Annotated in this window: 17 protein-coding genes, 1 tRNA gene and 1 pseudogene; 8 read left to right on the top strand and 11 right to left on the bottom strand. The window is 43.0% G+C overall.

The features are described 5' to 3' along the window. Positions 1-154 precede the first annotated feature (154 nt). The 5 genes from AC787_RS05795 to AC787_RS05775 all read left to right on the top strand — a co-directional run bounded on the left by AC787_RS05795 (position 155) and on the right by AC787_RS05775 (position 6,543). On the top strand, positions 155-1,033 hold the full coding sequence (locus AC787_RS05795) for an ABC transporter permease (protein ID WP_161807519.1): 879 nt from the start codon (positions 155-157) through the stop codon (positions 1,031-1,033). A gap of 22 nt (positions 1,034-1,055) precedes the next feature. Then, positions 1,056-1,907: a carbohydrate ABC transporter permease gene (locus AC787_RS05790; RefSeq protein ID WP_054023908.1), complete on the top strand. Its 852-nt coding sequence runs from the start codon at positions 1,056-1,058 to the stop codon at positions 1,905-1,907. A 37-nt stretch (positions 1,908-1,944) separates the two neighbouring features. Then, the gene (locus AC787_RS05785; RefSeq protein WP_054023907.1) at positions 1,945-3,426 is read left to right on the top strand and encodes an extracellular solute-binding protein; all 1,482 of its coding nucleotides are present in this window, start codon (positions 1,945-1,947) and stop codon (positions 3,424-3,426) included. A 73-nt stretch (positions 3,427-3,499) separates the two neighbouring features. Continuing rightward, complete coding sequence (locus AC787_RS05780; protein WP_054023906.1) at positions 3,500-5,416, top strand: heparinase II/III domain-containing protein; 1,917 nt, start codon at positions 3,500-3,502, stop codon at positions 5,414-5,416. Between the two features lie 83 nt (positions 5,417-5,499). Then, the gene (locus AC787_RS05775; protein WP_054023905.1) at positions 5,500-6,543 is read left to right on the top strand and encodes a LacI family DNA-binding transcriptional regulator; all 1,044 of its coding nucleotides are present in this window, start codon (positions 5,500-5,502) and stop codon (positions 6,541-6,543) included. Between the two features lie 46 nt (positions 6,544-6,589). On the opposite strand, the gene AC787_RS05770 is transcribed toward AC787_RS05775, so the two are convergent. The 9 genes from AC787_RS05770 to AC787_RS05730 all read right to left on the bottom strand — a co-directional run bounded on the left by AC787_RS05770 (position 6,590) and on the right by AC787_RS05730 (position 22,343). After that, the gene (locus AC787_RS05770) at positions 6,590-12,043 is read right to left on the bottom strand and encodes an OmpL47-type beta-barrel domain-containing protein (RefSeq protein ID WP_054023904.1); all 5,454 of its coding nucleotides are present in this window, start codon (positions 12,041-12,043) and stop codon (positions 6,590-6,592) included. A 106-nt stretch (positions 12,044-12,149) separates the two neighbouring features. Continuing rightward, complete coding sequence (locus tag AC787_RS05765; protein ID WP_054023903.1) at positions 12,150-13,709, bottom strand: extracellular solute-binding protein; 1,560 nt, start codon at positions 13,707-13,709, stop codon at positions 12,150-12,152. Between the two features lie 95 nt (positions 13,710-13,804). Beyond that, positions 13,805-14,683: a carbohydrate ABC transporter permease gene (locus AC787_RS05760; protein ID WP_054023902.1), complete on the bottom strand. Its 879-nt coding sequence runs from the start codon at positions 14,681-14,683 to the stop codon at positions 13,805-13,807. Positions 14,684-14,733: 50 nt separating this feature from the next. Then, complete coding sequence (locus AC787_RS05755) at positions 14,734-15,657, bottom strand: ABC transporter permease (protein WP_054026919.1); 924 nt, start codon at positions 15,655-15,657, stop codon at positions 14,734-14,736. Between the two features lie 210 nt (positions 15,658-15,867). Continuing rightward, a complete protein-coding gene (locus tag AC787_RS05750) occupies positions 15,868-17,673 on the bottom strand; it encodes a sensor histidine kinase (RefSeq protein WP_054023901.1) in 1,806 nt (601 codons plus the stop codon). 21 nt (positions 17,674-17,694) lie between these two features. Then, positions 17,695-19,305 carry a response regulator gene (locus tag AC787_RS05745; protein WP_054023900.1) on the bottom strand — a complete coding sequence of 537 codons (1,611 nt, stop codon included), beginning with the start codon at positions 19,303-19,305 and terminating at the stop codon, positions 17,695-17,697. Positions 19,306-19,436: 131 nt separating this feature from the next. Then, positions 19,437-20,843, bottom strand: coding sequence for an FAD-dependent oxidoreductase (locus tag AC787_RS05740; RefSeq protein ID WP_235560911.1), 1,407 nt, complete (start codon positions 20,841-20,843; stop codon positions 19,437-19,439). Positions 20,844-21,275: 432 nt separating this feature from the next. After that, entirely contained in the window at positions 21,276-21,770 is a 495-nt protein-coding gene (locus AC787_RS05735) for an SDR family oxidoreductase (RefSeq protein WP_063847490.1), read from the bottom strand. 99 nt (positions 21,771-21,869) lie between these two features. Next, the gene (locus tag AC787_RS05730) at positions 21,870-22,343 is read right to left on the bottom strand and encodes a MarR family winged helix-turn-helix transcriptional regulator (protein WP_054023898.1); all 474 of its coding nucleotides are present in this window, start codon (positions 22,341-22,343) and stop codon (positions 21,870-21,872) included. 151 nt (positions 22,344-22,494) lie between these two features. On the opposite strand from AC787_RS05730, the gene AC787_RS05725 reads away from it, so the two are divergent. The 3 genes from AC787_RS05725 to AC787_RS05715 all read left to right on the top strand — a co-directional run bounded on the left by AC787_RS05725 (position 22,495) and on the right by AC787_RS05715 (position 24,417). Further along, complete coding sequence (locus AC787_RS05725) at positions 22,495-23,079, top strand: DUF3238 domain-containing protein (protein WP_054023897.1); 585 nt, start codon at positions 22,495-22,497, stop codon at positions 23,077-23,079. Positions 23,080-23,135: 56 nt separating this feature from the next. After that, positions 23,136-23,720, top strand: a complete 585-nt coding sequence (locus tag AC787_RS05720) for a DUF3238 domain-containing protein (protein WP_054023896.1) — start codon at positions 23,136-23,138, stop codon at positions 23,718-23,720. A gap of 70 nt (positions 23,721-23,790) precedes the next feature. Further along, positions 23,791-24,417: an FMN-dependent NADH-azoreductase gene (locus AC787_RS05715; RefSeq protein WP_054023895.1), complete on the top strand. Its 627-nt coding sequence runs from the start codon at positions 23,791-23,793 to the stop codon at positions 24,415-24,417. A gap of 254 nt (positions 24,418-24,671) precedes the next feature. Here AC787_RS05715 and AC787_RS05710 read toward each other — a convergent pair. Both AC787_RS05710 and AC787_RS34670 read right to left on the bottom strand, forming a co-directional pair. Beyond that, a tRNA-Val gene (locus tag AC787_RS05710) sits at positions 24,672-24,746 on the bottom strand. Then, a pseudogene (locus AC787_RS34670) lies at positions 24,712-24,990 on the bottom strand (hypothetical protein). Before AC787_RS34670 ends, AC787_RS05710 begins: the two are co-directional and overlap by 35 nt. Between the last annotated feature and the right edge of the window lie 19 nt (positions 24,991-25,009).

Below are 25,009 nucleotides of genomic sequence, written 5' to 3'. Positions count from 1 at the left end.
GATTGTGAGGGCAAAAGGCAATTTGTTAAGCTTCAAGTGAAAAGTCGGTGAAGCAAATACAACAGAGGAGATGGAAGTTATACGTACGAGCAAATCTGAGGCATACCTATCCTTGCAACTACCAAAATCGAGAGCAGCTTCAATCTTTCGGAACATGTACAAACAACGACAGCTGTTTTTTATTATCGCCATCCCGCTGGCATTATATGTACTCTTTGAATATCTCCCTATGTTCAAGCTGCGTTGGGCGTTTACCAACTTCGGAGAGGTTCCCGCATCACAGGTTTCCTATATTGGTCTAGATAATTTTATAAGACTAATCAACTCAGCGTCATTCATGAATGCTTTCAAGAACACGATTATTATTAGCTTTATGAAGCTCTTATTCGGTTTCCCAATTCCTATTATTATTGCGCTGATGCTGAACGAGATCAATTCAAAGCTGTTTAAAAAATCAGTGCAGACCATTATTTATTTCCCGCACTTCCTGTCATGGGTTGTAATCGGAAGTATTTGGTTCCTTATTTTAGCTCCTCAAAACAGTATAAACTCGCAGCTATCCACACTGATGGGAGTGGAACCCACCTACTGGTTCGCCAGCAAGGAGCATATTCGAGAGCTGCTCGTACTAACTGATATTTGGGCAGGCGCTGGCTACTCCGCTATTGTCTACCTAGCTGCAATTACCTCTGTTGATCCAACCCTTTACGAGGCAGGCAAGGTGGACGGTGCAGGCAAGCTATCGCAAATATGGAACATCACATTAGCTTCAATTCGCCCCACCATCGTAATCATGCTCATCTTCGAGCTTGGAAAAATACTAAACATATTCGATCAGGTACTTATTATGGCAGCTCCTGTTGTATATGAGACAGCTGATGTTATTCAAACCTATGCCTATAGAACCGGGATTAGTGAAATGAGGATTGGATACGGTATGGCTGTTAGTATCTTTAAGGCTGCCATTGGATTTACGCTTGTGTTGATTACTAATAAAATCGCTAAAAAAATTAATAATGAAGGTGTATTTTAATCTAGGAAGGAGCGTGTAGACATTGCTTATCAAACAGAGTCTTGAAGAAAAAATAGTAAAGATAATATCCATCGTCGTAATGGGATTATGTTCATTAAGTGTGCTGCTGCCGATCATGTATATTTTCCAGCTCACTTTTTCAACTTCTTCCGATGCGTCATTTCGCATATTACCTAGAGGTTTTACTCTAGATCATTATAAATATGTACTGGAAAATGAGCTTATTCAGGGACCATTTTTAAATTCCTTGTTCGTAACCGGATGCAGTCTTATCGTGTCTATGGTGCTTACGATTGGAATTGCGTACCCCCTCTCCAGAGGAGAGCTTGTAGGAAGAAGATTTCTGAACTTTATTATTGTACTTCCCATGCTTCTTAGCTTAGGGTTTCTGCCCAAATATTTGCTTGTAAAGGACTTAGGACTGCTTAATTCTTTTTCCGCACTTATTTTCCCAGCTGCTTTGAACACCTTTAATATCCTAATTATGCGAAACTTTTTGGAGAGCATCCCATCATCACTGGTGGAGAGCGCACGGATCGACGGCTGCTCGGAGATCAAAATTCTGTTCAAAATTATACTGCCTCTATCAACTGCAGCAATAGCAACGGTCGGATTGTTTTATATGGTATCCTCATGGAACAGCTATTTGGAGGTCATCCTTTATATTAGTGATCCTAATATGCATACGTTACAGGTTATCCTACGCACCTTAGTTATGGAAAACTCGATGGATTCGACCAGTACCGATCAGACACTATTAAAAAACATTCAATATACGACGATAGTTGTAGCATTGATCCCAGTTATGATTGTTTATCCATTTCTACAAAAATATTTTGTAAAAGGTGTACTGATTGGCTCTGTAAAGGGTTAATGAAAAAATAAAAATAAAAATAAGAGGTGCAGCAATAATGAAAAAAGTGACAACTACTCTCGCAATACTTTTAACCAGTACAATGGTATTAGGTGCCTGCAGTTCCAAAGGCCAGGCCGAGAAGCCTGACGCAGAAGGGTCAGCTAAAGATGGAGAGCTATCCTCCATCACGTTCCTAAGTAAAGATTATTACTCTAATCCCGATGTCGCACAAATGTTATCCGATCAGTTTAAGAGCAAAACAAACATTGATTTGGAAATTAAACATATTCCGCAAAATAACTGGGAGGACAAGGTCACTGCCTCTTTCGTTTCAGGCGACATGCCGGATCTAGCTCGCTTACCTGCTAATCCGTATCCTTTTGTCAAACAAGATTTTCTAGTCCCTCTGGATGATTATATTAATAGTAATGAGAAAGTAAAAAAAATTCTCGATGCTAACCCGAGTGTTGTCGAACCATTTAAGTTTTTCGGAAAAACTTACGGTATATCTGTTACGAACCAAAAGTATATGACTATGTGGTTGCGTACAGATTGGTTAGCCAAGCTTGGAGTAGAGCAGCCGAAAACGGTAGATGAACTTGTCAATGTGCTGACATTATTTCGTGACAGTGATCTAGACAACAACGGACAAAACGATACAATCCCATTGACCCTCTCTGCTGTGCTGAAAGATCAAGATTTATTCGCTGCTTATTTCAACACCCGCAACCAGATTTACATGAAGGATGACAAAGCTGTTGTACCATACCTGACGCCGGAATATAAAGAGTATCTTGATTTCATGAAGAAGCTCTACAGCGAGAAATTAATTGATCTTGAAATGCCAACAAACACAAGCTACGGTGCAGTTAGAACGAAATTCATGAATGGTGAAGCTGGAGCGATCATTATGTGGGATGATGTTTATGACACGCTCAAGGCTGGCTTGGATGAAAACTTCAAGGATGCGGACCTGGCTTTTGTAAAGCCGTTTGAAGGTGAGAAAGGTGTATTCGGGCTATCATACTATGAAGCCGACTCCCCTATCGGCATTACAAGCGCAAGCAAACACCCTAAGGAAACGTTTGACGCCTTCTTCACTTGGCTGCTAACAGATCCCGAAGCCATTATTGCAACTAGCCGCGGTATCGAAGGTTATCATTATGATTTAGTTGAAGGCGCACTTGTTGCGAATGTGGATAATGGCGGAGTCGGCTTCCGCGGGCAGTCATTCCCGCCGCTTGACCGAGACTTTAAATATCCATTCTCCTTTGATCATGATACTCAAGGTGAATATGACAATATTATCGAAATTGCGAAGATTGGTGAAACCTATAAAGAGAAAGTAGTCACAGACCTGCCATCCAGCGAGTTTTCTCTCTATAGCAACGTTGAAGGCGATCTTAAAGCTAAAGTAACGGATCTATTCCACAATTATGTCATGGGCAAGCTTGATTACGACGGTTACGTAACTAACTTTACGAATTATGCCAAAGAAATCGACCTTCAAGCTGTCATTGACGAAATCAATAAATAAGACGAAATGGGGAGAGTGGCCTTGTACAAACAAGCTATTCTTCCCATATTCTTTCTAATAATGGAGGTACAGCATGCTAAGAGAGCTAGTGTATGAAACAACCGCATCTGGACAAGTAAGAACAAGGTCTTTTCCAGTTCTTCCCTTAAAGCAATTTACCCCCTTTCCAAGCTATGAGCAGCGAGAGCTATGGGATTCAATCGATGATCAGATCAGAAATTTAATTATTGAGCAAGCAGAGACATACAAAAACTTTGCCTATCCAATGCTTAAAGCGACTGACTTTATGGAATACTTCAAAAGCGGTGACCGAGCCATCTTTGAATCACCTTATTTCGCTCGCAGACATGCCCTTTCCACATTGACGCTAGCGGAGTGCTTTACAGGCGACGGCTCCTATTTGGCGGACATCATTAATGGTATTTGGTGCGTATGCGAGGAAAGCTCATGGGTCGTATCTGCTCATAACTTTATTTATGAGCCAGAGCCCATTAATGGCGAGAGAACTCTTCCCGATATCGATATTCCTGCACTTGATATATTTGCTGGCGAGACCGGAATGACGCTAGCGATGATCTACTACCTTCTTAAAGACAAGCTGGATGAAATCGAGCCACTCGTTAGTCGTCGAATAAAACGAGAGCTCAAGCGCCGAATTATTGACCCATTTTTGACGAGATATGATTATTGGTGGATGGGCTACAGCGATCGGCGAGATATGAATAACTGGAATCCATGGTGTGTAGTCAACTGCTTAACCAGTATTCTATTCTGTGAGGAAGACGATGATCTTCGGAAAAGAGGAATTGTCCGCGCAATGGATATGCTGGATTATTACTTGCAAGGAATAGACGAGGACGGCGGCATCGATGAGGGAGCCACTTATTGGGGAAGATCCTGCGGTATGCTGCTAGAAGGACTTGCTTTGGTCGATTATGCGACTGACGGCTTCATTCAAATCTATCATGAGCCTAAGCTTCGCCAATTTACCGACTATATTCGCAAGTTATATATTGGCAAGGATTATGTGGTTAACTTTGCGGATGGCAGTGCAAAATGCAATCCTGCTGCAGAGATTATTTATACCGCAGGCATTCAGATGAGTGATTCGCGGCTAGTGGACTTTGGAGCATATTGCTTTAAGTACCAATTGGATAACAAAAATTTCCCTACGCTCTCTCTCTCAAGAGCCATGTCCTCGATCGATCAGTCCCATAGCATGCTGCAGAAAGCGCGGTCCGTTAAATTTGAAACGGAATCCTATATTGAAAGTCTAGGAATTATGGTAGCACGGGAGACCGAAGAGGCGGATAAAGGCCTGTTCCTCTGTGTCAAAGGCGGAAGTAACGGAGACAGTCATAATCATAATGATGTTGGAAATTATGTCGTCTTTTATAATGCCCGTCCAATACTCATTGATATCGGGGTAGAGGTTTATCGCCGAGAGTTTTTCGGTCCAAACCGCTATGATATTTGGACAATGCAGTCCCAATACCACAATCTGCCCACCATCAATGGCGTGATGCAGCACGAGGGCGCTGAATACAGCGCAGAACAGGTATGCTATCGTGCGTCTGAGCAAATAGCCAGCTTGTCGATGGACATTAGTAAATCCTATGGGGCAGAAGCCATGATCAAACACTATACGCGTCATGTTTCCCTTGACCGGCTTGCGCAACAGATCATCATCCATGATCGTTATGAGCTGGAACAGAACAATAGCTTGCTGCACCACTTTATAACTCCTTGTGAAGCAAAACATACGGAAGATGGCATATTGTTCTTATCGGGTAGCGATGTGGTACAAATGAAATTTGATACGAGCAGCTTTAACGTTCAAATAGAAGAAATCCCGTTGACCGACAGCAAGCTCGTATCCAGCTGGGGAAATAAAATCTTTCGAATTGTACTGGATCAGAAGGATGTTCCGATAAGTGGAGATACATTGTTTATAATATCGAAGACAGGAAGTATTAACTATGATCGCTGAGAATTAAGTTTAATTTTTGTTTAATGAATAATAAGAACATGCTACGATAGGTATATGAATTCTGAACGAAGAGGGGTACATTCATGCCTATACGCAAGGAGGTCACATTAAAGACGATCGCCAAGGAGCTGGGACTAACCGTACAGACGGTCAATAAGGCTTTAAAAGGAAAGCCGGGCATGTCTGAGACTACCCGGCAGCTTATTGTCGAAACTTCGGAAAAGCTGGGCTACTTCACGAAAGACCAGATTCGCAGCCTTAGGGCTGAACGCATTGTCTCTTATCCGATGGAACGCATGCGATTCTTACTCATACAAACGGAACAATCGGTTGGCTACAACCGACTGTTACTCGAAGGCTTGCACGAACGCTTCGCTTCCTTCGGCCATCATATTGAAACCTGTATGCTTCCTGGCGCTATCAGAAAAACGGAGATGCAGGACTGGATTGAAACGAAGGGACTGGAGTTTGCCGATGGCTTATTCATCGCTCCAAGTATCGTCCCCAAAGGTTGGGAGCCTGCACTTCTTCGACTATCCATCCCTAGGATACTGCTTAGCTATCCCCCACTAGGGACTAGAGTAGACAGTGTCATCTGGGACATCTACGAAGCAACCTATCAAGCAGTCGCCTATCTGCAATCCATCGGTCATCACCGTATAATGTATGTGGGTGATACACATTCCCAAAGGGGATATATTTTACGCTGGCAGGCCTTCCTTCACGCCATGAATGAATGCCATACGGAGGTCGACCCGATTGTCCATTCGACCAGCGAGCGGAGCACCCATCCCCAGTGGCTGGAGGAGCTTAGTGATAGGCTTATTCACTTTGCTCCCACAGCTATCATCTGCGGTGTTGATGGAGAGGTTGACGCCGTATACCAACTCTGTACCAAGCTTCAACTGAACATTCCTCAAGATATTTCCATAATAGGTATCATGAACGAACAACAGGAGCAGCTGCCGTTATTTACCCGTCCTCTTCTGTCCATTCGGGAAACCGGATACCGGGCAGCCGATCGCATGTTATGGCGTATCGCTAATCCTACCCTCCCCTATGAGCACATCCGTATTCAAGGCGAATTATTCATTGGGAGCACTACGGCTGTTCATCAGCAAAAATGATTCCTTTTCGATAGTCGGTAGTCATTTCGAGGAGATAGGTTACCTCTTATTTCGTTACTTTTACTGTCATCTTATCACTCGAGGTAACCCCACCCGCATTGACTAATTCAATACGGTACTCATACACACCAATTTCTCTGCCAGCAATCGTCGTCACGGCGCTTTGAGCACTTGGAGTAGCTGCGTTCAAACTCTTCGTTTCGATCAGAATGCCATTTTCGTATAGGCGATATTCGGAAGCGTTAGTGCCCCACCACATGTTCATTGTTACATTGTAATTTCCATCTCCATCCCAATTATTTTGAGATAGTACTGGTTTACCTGGTGATGCGTCCGTAATTTTGACCACAAGTGGGCTGCTGGTTGTGGTTCCGAAGGAATTAATAAGTTCACTCGTATAGGTGTAGGTGCCGTTCGCTTTGCCTTTCACATCCACTTTAGCCACTTGTGCTGCTGGGGACGCGTCTATCAAAGTTTTTGTACTAATAAGTACGCCATTTTCGTACAACTTGAATACGGAGCCGTTATTCCCCGACCACATGTTCATCGTGACGGTATAGTTGCCATCTTTTAATCCAGTTGCCTGACCGCTATTATCTGACAAAACTGGTTTACCTGGTGCCCCAACCGATAACGGCTTCACAACCGTAATAGTCACAGCATTGGTTTGTACTGTTTTTCCATTCAGGGTGACGGTTGCTGTAATTTGTGCAGTACCTTCTGCCAAAGCACTAACTTTACCTTGCTGATCTACAGCAACTACCACTCTATTACTTGTGCTATAGGCAACAACTGCACCACTAAGATCAACAGGCGTTCCGTTGCTTAATACCCCGGTTAGATGTGTAGCCGTCGTTTCACCCGGCTTCAGCGATACGATGTCAGCAGCAAGGGTAGCTTCACTGAACGTAACATTCGCATTCACGTTGAATGTTCGTGTCGACTGTACCAAATTGCCTGCTGCATCCACTACACTGTATTGCACCGTATGTGCACCTAATACTAGACTACCTGCAGCAATGGTTTGACCGCTATTAATCACAGTGCCATCCAAAGTCAACGTCTGAGTTGCCACACCGGAGAGTACATCTGTACTGATCAAATCAAATCTCAGCGTATCCGCATCTGTCACGTCCGCAACTGCGTGACCGGACTGCGTTAATATAACCTCCGGCGCTGTTTTATCTAATTTTACCTGCAACGATTTTGCCGCTTCCACATTCCCCGCGACATCTGTAGAGAAATATCCGATCGTACTCGTACCTTCGCTTTGAATGACAATTGGTGCCTCGTAAGCAGCTGTAGTCCCACCATTGATACTGAATTCGGTCCTTACTGCACCCGCTGATTCATCCGTAGCCGTCAAGGTAACCGTCACATCTTCTTTAAACCAGCCCTCGCCATTCGGAGCACCAGACAATGCCGCCTTCGTCACAGGTGCCGCTATGTTAGAATCCCTTGCAATGATGAATGAAACCGTCTGAATGCTCCCTGAATTGCCTTCATGGTCTATGGATCTATAACTCATATGGTAGAGGCCATCCTGCTCAAATGTGATCGGCCCCGCGTATGCCAGCCACGTATTCCCACTATCCAGACTATATACGGACTGTGTAACCCCCCATAATGTTTGTGGAGCAGACAATGTAACCGTTACTGGATTCATGTATCGCCCATTTGGTCCATCCGGCTGTGAAGGAGATAAATTCGCTGTCGTAGCAGGTAAATCTGCGCCAATCACTTCAATTTCCAATAATCTGGCGTCGGTATAGCCCGCTGCGCCAGAGGCTTTCGTTATGTTCATTTTTATTTTCTTGGTGGGAATAGGAGTACTCCAACTCAGAGAATTGTACAAACCACGGTTGGCATCATAGGTGTTATTGGTTACAGTCTCTGCGGTTGTCCAATTGGCCCCATCCCAATACTCTATCGTATAGTCTTTAATTTGAAATCCATTGCCCCCGATCAGACCGCTCCAGACGTTGATGCCCTTAATTAACTTATCCTCCGGCCAATCCATCTGGAAGTAATGCGATTCACCACTTAAAGAAAGCCATTTGCTGCTGTTGTCATTTTTAATTCCATCTACTGCCTTATTTGCACTGAATGAACCGTTCGTCGAATCAACAGCTAATACCGCGCTTGACGCTATATTTTTATATCGATCTGTCCCGAATACTTCAATCTCTAACAATCTGGCGTCTGAATAACCGGCAACTCCAGAGGCTTTCGATATGTTCATCCTTAATTTTTTGGTAATAATCGGTTGATCTAATTCCAATATGTTGTAGGAACGAACATTGACGTCATTTTTATTATCGGTAACGGCAGCCGCCGTCTTCCACGTTTCTCCGTCCCAGTACTGAATCGTATAATCTTTGATTTGGAACCCGTATCCTCCGATTAGTCCGCTCCAAACGTGAATACTACTGATCAATTTGTCCGCTGGCCATTCCATCTGAAAATAATGCGGCTCTCCGCTTAAAGAAAGCCATCTGCTGGCGTTGTCATCTTTAATTCCATCTACCGCCTTATTCGCACTGAATGTTCCATTGGTCGAGTCAACGGATAACATCGCGCTTGGCGCAATATTGATTAACGGTACCTTTGGATAAACAATCGATAACGGTGAAGTATACGCGCTCTCGCCACTATCATTCAACGCTGTAATTACATAATAATTATGGAGCGCTGGATTTGCGCTGGTATCTTTGTAGGTACTGCCTGTTACTCCTGTCGCTACAGTTGTATAAACGCCTTTTAGACTCGTACTTCTTTTGATCGCATAACCAGTTGCATTATCCAATCTCACGGAAATACGGTCGAAATCAGCCTTCTGGTTGTTCGTATAAAGACCTATCTTCCCGGAAAGAAGGGGATAACTTCCATCCGTCACTGAAGCTATTACAATTCCGTCCCTATATAGGGTCAACTTATCGCCCGATACCTCAAACCTGAATTTACTATTTGTACTTGCTCTAAGAATAAAATAAGGGTCCGCTATTGGCTCGGATGATGCTAAAACCGTCTCTGCCCCTTCAAATCGCTTCATAATTTTATAATTTTTCTCTTGAGAATCGTAATACGCATAATAGTAATTATTATTGTCCACATATCTTGCGACCACGCCATAGTCTCCCGTAACAGAATCGGGCGCTACAATTCCAGCTTCAACAACATAGTCTTTCCAAGTGCTGTCTCCAGCAACGCTCATTCCATAACCGGAAGAATTGCTGCTTCGGTACACGTTGGTACTGCCAAGACCGCCTTCCGTACTATGAACAATTCCCCATTCACCATTTATTGCGGTCCAAAAATCGTCTCCAAGTTCAAAGTTTTCATAAAATTGCTCTGAATACGAGGGGCTCCAGCTTAAATCGACTCCCGTTCCGGCTCTGAAAGCTTGAACTGTGTGAGGAGAATAAGGCATATTCCCCCTCGGAACCGCCCTGTATTCGTTGGATTTTAAGCCTTCTCCCATACCGTTATACGCAGATACCGTAAAATAATACGCCGTATCATTTGTTAATCCGGTCACTTCGTAGCCTATGGAATTACCAACGTCTTTAACCGTTGTATTACCGGATCCTGTTCTATACTTCACATAATATCCAGAAGCGTTGATTGAACTATTCCAATGAAGTACGACCGAACCTTCCTTTGCTTTCGGGCTTTCCAGCAATGGTGCGCTTGGTAATGCAAGCTTGGCAGCTACTTCATTCGAATTCACGCTTGAGCCTGTACTATTCTTAGCGCTTACCGCAAAGTAATAGGTTTTCCCGTTGGATAAGCCCGTCACGGTATAGTTCTTAGAATGGACTGCCTCTATCGTATTTGTATAAACGCCAGGTGTCATCCCATACTTCACGACATATCCATCTGCTAGCAGCGAATCAAGCCAAGTTAACTCTACCTGACTATTACCTACAATAGATTGAACAATACGGGTAGGCTGCGGCAGTTGTCCTCCGGAAGCATCCCATTCTACTCTCATCACACTGTATGGAGGAATCGTTACCGGGTTTAGTGTGTCTTCCGTTTGAATGGTGATAGCATTAGGGTCTGCCGCTGTATTTTTTATTTCTGGGTCTATTGATGAGATATACGTTTTCGTCATATTGGATGCTACGGGAACTCCATTCATGTTGATTGTTGCCGTGTGAGTACTGTCCGATTTGTTGGTGATCATGACATAATTTTTATTGTTTTTCCCCTTATATGCCTGCGAATATAAAGCAGGCATATTGCTGCCCGAATACTTGTTAACCTCTGCCCCTCCTGAAGTTGTTGTTTTCCATAAGTGGGAACTGTTGTTGATGGCTTCATAGGTGATTTGCAAACCTAAAGCAGCACCGCTTTTATAAATGCCGAAATCATAACCCGTTGTATCTAATGTCGTCTTTTTCTCATAAGCATCTCGCATTGCGACAGCATAGTTATTGGTGGGCTGGGTCCCAAACTGCATCATCGCATGAAGAAGTACACGTTTCACATTCGGATGGCTCGACATTCTGGTCGCATATTCCGCAGCGAATATTCCATTATAAAGCGTTTTTATCATCCCGGATGTGGACAAACTGGTCATTGTGGAAGGAGTCGTATTAAACTCGCTTATCGTTACAGGCATATCAGGTCTTCCTTTGGCAAGGTAATAGGAATCGATATACGAATTGGTACGCTCTGCTAAGGCGGAATTCAGGTCTTTGCGCGCTTGGTCGAACGTTGAATACCGATCACCGCCCCGATAAAAATGATAGGATACACCATCCCAATATTTATTCGGATAAGCAGCCAGTTCTTTATCCCATTCCGGTTTTTCGCCTTGAGAAAACATGACGTTAATCTGCGCTTTCGAATCTACGGATTTGATTGCATCATAATATGGCTTCATCTTATCCGCATAGTCCGTTGCTGTCGGAAAAAATTTACTGAATAAAAAAGCTTCGTTGCTCAGCTCGTAGGCGCTAACTTTAATATGATTATCCTTGCAATATTTCGCAATCGCCATTGCCGTTTCTGGAGTATCAGTGAATCCATTGATAATAATCATAGTTTCTCCCTGCACATTATCCAGAAAATATTTCCAATCCTGAAGTTGTTGTTTGTCCGGCTTGGCTCTCAAGATTTGCCCGTCGTTAACGGCAGCATGGAATGTGGGCATCTTTCCGAAAAATTGTGATACCCACTCGTCATCGTCATCCCCTCTCCTAATGTCGAAATAGTCACTATCCGTCCCGGAAGGAAATCGAAACACACGGCTATTCAATCCATTTGCCAAATCGATGGCCGTCTGATCGGTGTATAGGATGCCATATGTTTGAAAATCCCCATTATATCCCCCGAAGTTTTCACTTAAGCTGGGTTCAACACTCGTATCTATTTGTATGGTGGCCGAATAATCCGCAGCATGAACAAGATTCCGTTGATCCATGAACATTGCCGACAGTAAAGTGAGAGAAATGAATACGCTTACAATTTGTTTGATTAATTTATTCTTCATCCTATTATATTCCCCTTTCCATTACTTAGATAAAGTTGAGAGTGGAAGAAAACACGCTCTTGTGTCTTCTCCCACTCTTAGCTTTTTGTTGAATCGTGTTACTCTATTACTTCTTAGCCGAAGCATACCAATCATTCACTTCAGTGTAACTTGCTTCTCCGCCTGAGGATTTGAATTTGGCGATGAAAGCATCTAGACCACTCAATTGCTCAGCACCGAAAACCAGCTTCATCGTATAATCCCCCACCAAAGTGTACAATTGCTGAAAGGTTTTCGAGAATTCAGGTAGATAAGGAGCAAAACCCAATGGATCTTCTACTTTCGTATGGGCTGGCTCTTTTTTGTTCATAAATTCCCATGCTTCGAACAAACGCATATCCTTGCGAACACGTGCCTGCCAGTAGATCGGATAGTTGGTGTCGTCGGAGCCCGATAAGAAATTATTGGCCGCATTGCGCTCATCGGAAAAGATAGGTTGAATAGGCGTATAAGTGCCATCCTTCAATGTATAGTGCTTATTTTCTTCACCAATGGTCATGTTTAAAAACGTTTCTTTTTCAAGCTTAGCATTTATCCACTTAATCGCATCTTCCGGATGCTTAGAAGCTTTAGGAATAAATGTAAGTCGGTCAAAGCCCCTGAATGCAGCTAGTCCCGCTTTTCCATCCTTACCTTTCAATGCCGAAATAAAGCTCGCTTTCGCCGTGGGAATATTTTTCGTTAAAGCATCGGAAATAGTGGGAACATCAGACCAGTTCAACAGAATCATGCCCGCTTTTCCACTTGTGAATTTTTCTTTAGACGTCGCATCTTTGTTGGCTGCATATTCTTTATCCAATAGTCCTTGGTTGAAAAGGTCGGTAACATAATTCACATAATCGGTATACGCAGGGTCCAAAATACGGGGTGTCATCTTGCCGTTCACATCATTCCAGAAGTTCGGCATTCCGAATGCACCAACAATGTTATCAATGAAGGCTACCTCACCTTTTACAGTCAAAGGTATATTTTGATCTCCATTTCCGCCAGGGTCCTTCTCTTTGAAAGCTTTAAGAACCGCTGTAAGCTCATCTAATGTAGTAGGCGACTTCATATTTACCTTTTCAAGCCAGTCTTGGCGTATATATAAGCTTGTGTTTACATTCGGAATGCTTTTGGTAGGAATCGCGTACAGTTTTCCATCCACCTTGGCAGCTTCCAAAGCTTCAGGATCTATAGCTGCTTTAATGTTGGGTCCAAATTTGTCGATCAACGGTCCCAAATCGATTAATGCGCCTTTTTTGGCATAATCAGAATATAGCGCTTTGAAATCGGTGCTTCCAAATGTTGTAATCGTATCATAAGGCTCACCGGAAGCAATCAATATATTCAACTTGTCCTGGGGTTTGTCTTGCGGCAGCATATCATATTGAACTTTATAACCCGTCTTCTCCTCCAAATATTTGGCGACCGGATATGTATTATAATCATCCTTCTGCCAGATTTGGAGTGATTTCAATTCGGATTTGGGTTCTGTCGTTGCCGCTGAGACCTCTGTTGATGTGGTACTAGCTGGGGTTTTGCTGCTAGCTGTTGGTGTTCCGTTAGAGGAGCAAGCGACCAGAGATGATACAGACAATCCTCCTACGAGTACTGCCACAATCCATTTTTTATAGTTCATTAACATGTGTAGACCTCCCTAATCATTTCTGTACTATATCATTAAACCCTTGATGTGCACATCGTGGGCATTAATGCAATAAGGTCAGGTAATTCAAGTCATTAGCCTTTAACAGAGCCAATCAGAACGCCTTTGACAAAGTGCTTCTGCAAATAAGGATAGACGAGAAGCATCGGTATGATCGAAGCGATAACCGTTGCAGAACGAACACCTTCTGGGGATACATTCATCAGATCGTCAACACTCTTATTCATAGCCGAGGAGCTGTCTGCATCCATAACGATGTCACGCAGGTATAGCTGCAGTGGCTTTAAGCCTGCGTCGTTAATGTAAAGCATCGGATTAAAGTAATCATTCCAGTAATATACGGCATAAAAGAGGGCGATAGTTGCCAGAACCGGACCACTTAATGGGATAACGATACGAAACAAGACAGTGAAGTTGCGGGCGCCATCCATCTTGGCCGACTCTTCTAATGATTCCGGAAGTGATTCATAATAGCTTTTAATGACTAGCATATTGAATACGCTAATTAAAGCTGGAAGAATTAAGGACCATAGACTATTGATCAGATGAAGCTCCTTCATCAACAGATAGTTAGGAATAATTCCGCCATTAAAGAGCATTGTGAATATAAATAGCAGCATAATGAAGGAAATTCCTGGGAGATTTCTTTTGGATAAGGGATATGCCGTCAAGGCTGTTAATGCAATCGCAAGCACTGTTCCTGCAATCATGACTAGTAAGGAAATCCCTATGGAATTTATAAATTGATTGGAGGATATAACATATTTCATCGTTTGCAGTTGAAAGCCTACCGGGAAAATTCCCACCTTGCCGGATATGACGGCTGACTCATCGCTCACCGATTTGGACAGTACGTTGGCTAGTGGCAGCAGGGTCACTGCTCCCATGAGAAGAAGAAACAGGTAGATAAACAGATCCAAGCACCGATCGCCCATCGTTTTTTTATGCAACATTCACACCCCCTTAGATTTTTCCGTAGTAAAACTAACATCGTAAACATCATCTACCATATGCTGCGTTTAACTAATCTTTTGCTTAGCTCGTTACCAAATACGATCAAGATCAAACCGACAACCGAGTTGAAAAGGCCGACTGCCGTGCTAAAGCTATAATCCTGCTGACCAAGTCCTTGGCGGTATACGAAGGTTCCGATCACATCTCCTGATGTATATACAACCGAATTATACATCGTCAATATTTGCTCGGTTCCAGCTTCAAGCAAGTAGCCTAAGCGTAAAATAAAGATCAAGATAATCGTTGGCAGTATACCTGGAAGTGTAATGTTAATCATCTGTCTAATCCGTCCTGCGCCATCTATGGCGGCTGCCTCATACTGTTCTTGTTCTATTCCCGCAATAGCTGCGATAAAGATGATGGCATTCCAACCGGATTCCTTCCAACCTGCTGTAAAAACAACAACGCTTCGAAAAAAGTCATTATCGAGGAAAAAGGAAATCGGCTTCCCCCCCAGCCATTCGATCACATGATTCACCAGCCCTCCTGACGGAGAAAGGATATTCATGAATAGCCCAGAAATAATGATCCAAGACAAAAAATGCGGCAGAAATATGATCGTCTGGATCGTCTTCTTGAAAAAGGCCTTGCGAACCTCATTCAGGAAGAGTGCTATGATGATAGGGATCGGGAAGAGCAGGACGATTTTATAAAAGCTGATTAAAAGCGTATTCTTGAACACCTGATAAAACTCATCCGAATGAATAAGCTTCTCGAATTGATCCAGCCCAACCCATTTGCTTCCGATAAACCCATCAAAAATGTTGAACTCCTGAAAGGCAATGATGATGCCATACATCGGTGCATATTTGAATAGCAGCAAAAATATCAAGCCAGGAATCAGTAATAAATACAGTTCGTAATTATTTTTAATGATCTTCCAGCGGCTCTTATTTATTGACTTCGTCTTCATGTGAGCTGTTTGCTGTTCATGCTCTGCCCGTATCCTACTCAAAGTTGGCTCACCTCCGTGTTCTTATATTCAAATTATAAAGAGAGGCCCCATCCATTTGTAGATGGTAATATTTTGGTTTCAGGTAAAATCTTAAGGTATTTACAAGACGCAAAGAAGCTGCCCCACAAGTAGAAAATCTACCACTGGGACAGCCTCTATTTAGCCATGTTATTTCATTTTAAAACGAACCGAAACCGTAGTACCTTCACCAAGCTTCGAATAAATATCCAAACCATAGGTTTCCCCTGCAAACAATTTGATTCTCTCATTTACATTATATAAGCCATAAGAACTGCCCGCCCCATCAGAATGCAGGTCCGGCTGCGGCTTGGTCAGCAAACTGCAGGCAAGCTCTTGCTCCATGCCAATCCCATCATCCGTAACGGACAGGACCAGATCTTCACCATCCCTGCAAGCTCGGATTCGGATCGTTCCCGATTTACTCTTTGATTTACGTATCCCATGCAGTAGTGCGTTTTCCACTAGGGGCTGGAGCGTCAACTTGGGCATTTCATAACGATCCAGGTCTTCGTCTATTTCAAAATAAAAGGTGAAACTCTTAGGAAAACGTGTTTGCTGAATTTCCAAGTAAACCTTGGCCAAATTAAGCTCATCGCTTATGCTTACTAAATCTCTGCCTTTGTTCAAGCTAAGCCTAAAATATTTGGCCAAACCATCAATCATCTGGCTAATATCATGAGCATTACGTCCAATCGCAATCCAATTAATGGTATCCAGCGTATTGTATAAGAAATGTGGATTGATCTGTGCCTGCAAAGCACGCAGCTGCGCTTCCCGCTCCTGTACCTTGGATCGATAGGTTTCCTCCATCAAATCATGAACTCTATGTATCAAATGATCGACACTATTCTCTAGCAAAGCATCGGAAGTTCCAATGCGGTCGTCCAAGCTGTCAATGCCTTCCCGCTTAATCGCCATGATGACTGTCTGTATCCTGCGGTTCATCCCACGTACAATCACAGCGAGCAATATGAATACAAGCAGCAAAAATAGAATGGTAACACCAAATAAAGTCGCTACGCCTGAAAATTGATTCAACGCAATCACACGAGAGGTTATCTCTGCTTTGGGTACCTCTGCCACTAGCCGCCAGCCTGTTGAAAGAACGTTAGTGTAAATCACATATCGAGGATTCTTATCCTTCATCAGAGGAACGATTCCTTCGTCCTTTTGCCCTAATGCCTCCAACACCTCCGCTGATTTCAAGGTGGTCCCCAGTAATTCCTTTTCGTTACTGGATAAAATCGTTCCATCCGGAGCTGCCAAATAAATATGCCCTTCATTGGTCAGCTTCATTTTGGACAAAATATGCTCGATCGTTTTCTCAGCTACATCAATCAATAAATACCCTGAAATCTCTTCATAATCGTCAGGGTCCCTTAGAATTCTTGCACCCGAGAACACATAGGTGGATTCAGTATCTATATAAGATTCTAAATAAGCACCTGTCCACAGCATTGTACCTCCTGCATCCCTCACTTGTTGATACCAAGGCCTATCCTTCAAGGTATCCAGCGTAAAAAAATTGACTTTTTCGCCAGCATACAATCGATTCCCATTCACAAACAATCGCACTCGGAATACATTCGGATTCGTTTGGGCATTATCAACCAAATATCGCAGCTCCTTGAGTGAATCAAGCTGCTGCCCAACTGTTGCCGTGCTGCTTAAATATTGATGCAGCTTGGGGTTCATAAAAATAATATTGGATGTATCTCGTACGGAGTCAAACTGATAATCCAGATTAATACTCGCTTGTTTAAGCGTTTGCAGCATCGTATAACTTACTTCTTCTACCAGAATCTGCGATGATTTCTGCGTATATCCATATAGTAGAATCGATGCAGGAATCAGAATGAATACAACATAGGCCAACAGCCATGACTTAGCCGCCATAACTCCCTTCAAGATCAACAAGCCGTAGTCCCAACGTCTCTTCAGGAGTCTCTTCATCCTGCTTCACCACCTTCCTATCTATTGATCGCGGAAGGCACTCGGTGTGAGACCTGTAACCTTCTTAAATAATTTACTGAAATAGCTGGGATCAGAGTAACCCACCATATAGCAGACCTCATAGAACTTATTGCGTGGATCGCTGAGCAGCTCCTTTGCCTTCTCGATCCTGACCCTTGTGATGTATTCATTGATCGTTTCCCCCGTCTCCTGTTTAAATAAGAGACATAAGTAAGTAGGGGATAAAAAAACCTCCTTGGCGATATCGCCTACCTGTAAATTTTCCGCATAGCGCTGATCAACCAAGAGATGGATTCTCTCAATCACATTTTTGGGCTTGCCATTTCGCTTCTCACCAACACGTTCACATACCTCAAGCAGATGAGCTTCTACAATGGCCCTTAAATCAAGCATTGTCTCCTGCTTAAAAACCTGCTCCCAGAGCAGCGCATCCTTGTCCCCTATTTCCGGTGCCAGCATATTTAATTCCAGCATAAGACGGCTTGTTAATAGAATCAATTGCAAGCTGACATATCGACAGGTAACAAATCCTTCCTTGCGGCTGCGTGCCAACGGTTCAAAAACCTTATCCAGCTCTGATAGCAGCTTATCCTTATCCGCTGCTTTCAGCATAGACAAGATACGTTCTCCTTGGGCAAGATCAAATCGATAGAAGCTATTCTTATCCTGCTGTAAATTATCGATCGATATGATATGATTTTTGCCCAAAAACCATCTCTGATCAGCAGCTTCACGCGCCTGGGTATACGATTGAGGCAATGAAGACAGGGATGAGATGCGCTCGCCAACTCCGATCGTCACACTTATCTTCAGCCATCGCTGGAGATTATCCCGAATCTCCTCTGCTAAACGGAATAATTGCTCCTCTTGGTTATCCTCCTTTCCCATTCTCAGAATACCTACGAACTCACCATTTCTATTCTCAAACATATATCCATGCATTTGCTGATCGATTAATTCCTGGATAATATTAAGAACGGAATAGGAAAGCAATTGTTGATCCCGCTCGGAGCGAGTTAAGACGACGATTGCGCTATCATCGATGTTCACTAGAATCGTCCAGTAATCAGCCGTCATCGGCAGATCAAGCCCCAGGAAATCAAGCTTATCCTTAATACGCCCCGGATGTGTGACCCCATCGCGAATCAAGGACATGAGAAACTTCTCGCGCAGTAAAGGCATGCTCTGCGTAAGCTTTACCTGCATATCTACTATATATGTGCGTTCTTGCTCCGCCTCTTGCAACACAGCCACTACGCGCTCAATAACGGTGGCCAGCTCCTGCATATTTACTGGCTTGAATACATAGTCAACCGCATTGACCTTCAGCGCAGACTTGAGATAATCCACATCATCATGGCCACTGACAAACACAATTTGGGTGGTTGGAAACCGTGCCTTAATTTCATTGGATAACCGGATTCCATCCATATGGGGCATACGCACATCCGTAAGCACAATATCCGGTCTGACCCGCTCGATGACCTCTAATGCAACATCCCCATCATCAGCCTCACCTGCGACCTCAATGCCGTATTGACTCCAGTCAAAATAATTGCTTAGTCCAAAGCGAACGGTAGATTCATCGTCTACAATAACTAATCGATACATAAGTTCATTGACCTCCTATGCTTTGCTTATTTAGTATATCTGGAAATGCAGCTTCAACCTATAATAAAACAAAAGATCGACTCCCCTGTAAAACTTAACAGGAGGTCGATCTTCATCATTATTAGCAGCACCTAGCACTCCTCTTCAAATTCAATATGACCAGAAATAGCGGCTTGATCATGCTCTGCGTAACCCGGCCGCTCCCCAAGCCAAGCGCCTTGCTCGATTAGCCTATGCTGAAGTCCGGAAACGGATATTTCGCGGAATCCTCCTCCGTCCCTACTAGCCATGGCCGCTGCCGTACCTGCGGCTTGCCCCATCGCAAAGCAGTTAGGCATTACACGGAGCGAGCCCTGTACCGGACGATCGGATGAGACGGAACGTCCAGCTACAATAAGATTAGATTTACCTTGTGGCAGCATGCAGCGATAAGGGACGCCATGTGATTTTCCTTTTGGCAAATACTTGATGGTCATTGTGCTGCTGGCATTTGCGAGATGAATATCAATGAAGTAGGCGTTGCGCGCAATATCATCCTCAAACGATCGCATCGACATGTAATCTTCCACGACCAGTGTATAGTCACCTGCGATCCGCCTTGTTTCACGAATACCAATTTGATCACCGGAATGAACGAGATGGATATCCTCAAACCCAGGCACATATTTACGCAAAAATTGGATTTGAACTTGAATTAATTGCCGTCCTTCGATAGCCGCACGGGTTAAATCCTCCGCCTTTGTGCCATCAATTCCAAATATATGTCCAAAGTTAAAGCCAGCAACCGTATCCGTAATCCAAGCAATGCCTGAAATACGCTTACGTCCTTGTGGAAGATCCCCATTTTGCTGTGCTTCTATGACGGTATTCTCCAAGGCTATATTTTGTTCCGTATCTATTAGAAATTGATCAAAGCGAGCTTTGTTCGCTCCTGTGACTAAATAACACATGGTGCCTGGCTGCAATTCACCTTGCTCTCCCCCGGTCTGGAACGGAACGCCAGCAAGCGCTGCGAGATCCGCATCCCCTGTCGTATCGATATACAGCTTAGCTTGGACTACCGAGCGTCCGGATTTATTACTTATCACAAGACCGCTGATGCGATCTCCCTCCAACAGAACCTGATCGGCAAAGGTGTGAAATAAAATTTTTGCGCCGCTTTCCAATACCTCCTGGTCATACACACCCTTTAGGGTCTCAACATCGATAGCTACCCAATCTAATCTATCCTTATTACGACTGTAGAAGGCTTCACCGGCAGCATGTTTCATCTTCTCAAGCAGCTCCAGTCCAATCCCCCGTATGATAGGTTTCTCACCATCCGTATAAGGGCAGAATGCTGGTACCAGCGCTGCTGTTCCCATTCCTCCTAAATACCCTCTTTGCTCGATCAATAAGGTTTCCGCCCCATTACGAGCGGCAGCCATAGCTGCTGCAATACCGGATGCTCCGCCACCCACCACGACCACATCTGGTGTATAGGAAACAGGAAGCTTAGATGATACTTGAATACTGGCTTGCGCTTGGTTATCCATCATTAAATTTACCTCCTCTGTGTTATTCCCATTATAATCCGTCATAGCAGCGGAACTAGTTTAACTTTAGTTTCATCTAAAACTGCACCCTTTTTCGTCAGCAGATGGCATTCCTGTTTGTTCACCAGATTTTAGGGGAAGGCCTCGTGGGACAAGGTTTTTTTGAATTTGATGGTTCTACGTTCGAGTACGCCGCGATGCTTAGGAAAGAAAAAGTATGACCAAAAATGAAGGATTTTGCCTGCTAGATGTATCTCCAAAACGAAAAGGCTTTCGCTTAGCAAATTATATGTAGTAGGGGTTTCCAGTTATCGATCCGTCCATTCTTGATATAATCGCAAAAAACTCCGCCCCTAAGGGACGGAGTTAATCCGCGTTACTACAAAAGCGAAGAGTATTCCTTTGGTTGAAACATCCTATCAACATGAATCGCGTTTACAGCTTCAAACCACCGTATACGACAATGACTGAACCTGTCATATAGCTGGATTTGTTGGAAGCCAAGAAGACCACCATCTCTGCTATTTCTGATGGATCAGCAAACCGAATCATTCGCATGTTCGGGAACTCCTCTGGCACGTAGCCGGTCTCCTGTATCATCAAAGGAACGGCTTGCGTCAATGTCGTATAGACGCCGCCTGAACAAATCGCATTGATGCGTATACCTTTTTTCACGTATTCCAAAGCCGCCGACTTCGTCAATCCTATCATAGCATGCTTGCTCGCGGAGTATACTGCGAGGCCGTAGGCTTGAATGAAGACGCCATCACCACCATGTTCTCGTATGAGTACGAGCGTCTCTTCCCCCGTTGTTTGATTGAAATCGACCGCAACGACTTTCGCTCCGTTCTGCGCCAGCTTTATCCAACTTGCGCGTCCGATTCCGCTGCCTAGAAAAATTGTATATAGCAAAAGGTTAATAAACGGAATAGAGACATTTCGATGATGCTAACCCTAGCGGTAGAATGAGACTGAAGAAATTCTAGAGGGTGCACTTCATGTCATAGGAGGTGTTTAAATTTTCCATCATTACCAGATAGGTCTTACTCTCTTTGGTAAATTACCTTCATTTGCTTCATGAATAAATTTCGTTAAATCTTCTTTGAGCATTTGTAGTCGTTCAACTCCTATAGTTTTAATCCAACGTTGCTCAATCTCAGTAAGTATCTTCTCTTTTGCCTTCACTACTAACCAACCTCGTTCGGTTAAAACAATAATTTTCCCTCTATTATCAGTGGGATGAGTTTTACGTATGACATAACCACATTGCTCGAGATAATCCACCATTTTACTCACAGCTTGCTTTGTAATCCCTAAATATTCGGCTAGCTCTATACCTGTTGCTCCATTAGGATTAATACATTTAAACATAAAACCATGTACAGGTCTAATATCATCAAATCCCAATTCACTCAATCTGTCATGTAGTTCATTAATCGATACACTAAAAGATAATGATAAAAGGGATGTTAGATCTAAATCTTTAAAATCGTGATGATTCACACATAAAACCTCCTTAAATAAAGTCAATTAGGTTGACTTTGTTTGAGGTTCATTGTACTATACGAAATATAGTCAATCAAATTGACTATATTGTAATTATGAAAGAACTAGGATTCACCGAGACAAATTTATTAGAGTATGGAGGGTTCTCATGGCTAACATCGTTAAAATTAGAGGCAGTGTATTTGCTCCGTATGCCTGGTTGGAACCTATTAAAGATCCCTCAACAGGAAGGATCTTAGAATATACTGGGGATGCTCGTGAATTTACACCCAATGCTGTAAACACTATGCGGTCAAGATTAGAGCAAGAAGTAATTATTGATTTATATAAAAAAGAAATTTTCACATTTGCAGATGCTTGTATCACGACTGTAAAAATTACAAATCCAGACGGTTCTATTGAACATCAAAAAGGAAAAACAGATACACAAAACATTGTATGTACGAATGTTGTATGGGGCGCTGATGAGGTTTCTTTCGAAATGAGGGCAAGTGCCAAAAATCCTTTGAATACAGCAGCACCTGCATCTGACTATGTATTAACTATAAACGTTAACAAAAGTGGGGTCGCGCATATCGAAGGTTCCCATGATGGGTTCCCTTGCTATGAATTTTATAAACAAACAGATTTTGGCCCATTTGAATGCATATATACACATGATTTCAGAAAAACGGGTGACACTCCAGCAGCACTAGCTGGGGAAATGGAATACCATTTCAAAGCGACAATCTAGACATAAATATTAATTTTTCAACCTAAACCACATTAAACTTACAGAGGTGTGTTCTCATGACTACTATCGTTAAAGTTAGAGCAAGTGTATTTATTCCAATATCTTGGATTGAACCTAGGAAAGATATTCAAACGGGAAACACAATCGAATTCGAAGGTGACTCACGTGAGTTTACACCTTATGCAGTAAACACTATGCGTTCAAGAATTGAACAAGAAGTAATTGTAGATTTCTACAAAAAAGAAATATTCACATATGTGAATACGGGCATAACAACAGAAAAAATAACAACTCCTGATGGTTCCATTAATAAAAGATCAGGAAAAGCTAGTACGGAAGGCATTTTGTGCACGGATGTTGTATGGGGGTCAAACGAGGTCAAATTTCAAATGAGTGCAAGTGCTAGCAACCCATTAAATGTATTAGCACCTCCTGTTGACTATCTATTAACTGTACTTGTCAAAAAAGATGGTATTGTCGATATTCAAGGGGAACACGATGGATTCCCTTGTTATGAATTTTATAAGCAAGTAAATTGGGGTCCGTTCGAAAAAATTTATACCCATGATTTCAGAGAAACTGGTGATACACCTACTGCTATGGGTGGAGATATGGAGTATAGTTTCAAAAAGATATTGTGAAACCAATATGATGAACTTTTTAGTAATTAAAGATACAACACCATAGAGTAGTGAACATCAGGAGGAACAAATGACAACAGTTTTATTCGTAAAAGCAAACAATCGCCCAGCAAATCAATCGATCAGTGTAAAATTATATGATGCTTTTTTTGCGAGTTACAAAGAATCGCATCCAAATGATAAATTAATAGAGCTTGATTTATACAAGGAAGAATTGCCATATGTAGGCGTAGATATGATTAATGGCACTTTTAAAACGAGTAAAGGACTTACGTTAACAGCAGAAGAAGCAAAAGCAGTAGCTGTTGCTGATAAATATTTAGATCAATTCCTCGCTGTTGATAAAGTTGTGTTTGGTTTCCCGTTATGGAACCTAACAATCCCAGCTGTGCTACACACATATATTGATTATTTAAACCGAGCAGGTAAAACATTTAGATATACACCAGACGGTCCAGTGGGTCTTATGGGGAATAAGAAAATTGCATTATTAAACGCTAGTGGCGGTGTATATTCTGAAGGACCAAAAGCTGACGTTGAAATGGCTGTTAAATATGTAGCAAGTATGATGAGCTTCTTCGGAGTAAATGATATAGAGAAAATAGTGATAGAAGGTCACAATCAATTCCCAGAAAAAGCAGAAGAGATAATTGCGGTAGGTCTTGAAAAAGCGTTTAAAGTAGCAAGTAAATTCTAACTAGCAAAACAATTTTCAACTGCGCGCGGGCGAACCATTACGGATGTCCGAATCTTGATCGTAGACTGACGAAGCTTACTCGAAGAGGACCTTTAGCGGTAGATTCAGACGCCGTGCTCCTCCATTTGATGTATTGCTTCGAGGTCTTATCACTTCATTACGTCCGCGCGGACTGAATCCCGGGGTTCGCCCCATGGGCACTCCACCAAATAAACAGAAAACCACATCCTCTAGACGTGGTTGAATTGTTTATTTGGTGGAGCCTAGGGGTTCGAACCCCTGACCTCATCGCTGTTAGCGATGCGCTCTACCAGCTGAGCTATGACCCCACGATAATTCATTTGGAATTTTTTCGTGATAGTGTAACCACCCTACTTGAACTCCCACGGTGGTTAGTTTCAATATCAAATGCTCAGGCTTCATACCCGTCGCGCGACGTGGCAAGATTTTGCCGCGCTCGCTGGGGGCTTAGCTGCTCCACTTCCCGCAGCTAATTAACTTACGAAGCAAGTCCAACTCTTTGTAATCCACGTGGGTAATTTTATTTACCTTGACGTTTGTTACGGTCGTCATGGCGGAATTTACGAGGCGC

This window comes from Bacillus sp. FJAT-28004 (assembly GCF_001280845.1).
GTDB lineage: Bacteria > Bacillota > Bacilli > Paenibacillales > Paenibacillaceae > Pristimantibacillus.
Note: the sequence above shows the minus strand (reverse complement) of the source record. Positions and strands in the feature narration are given on the sequence as shown.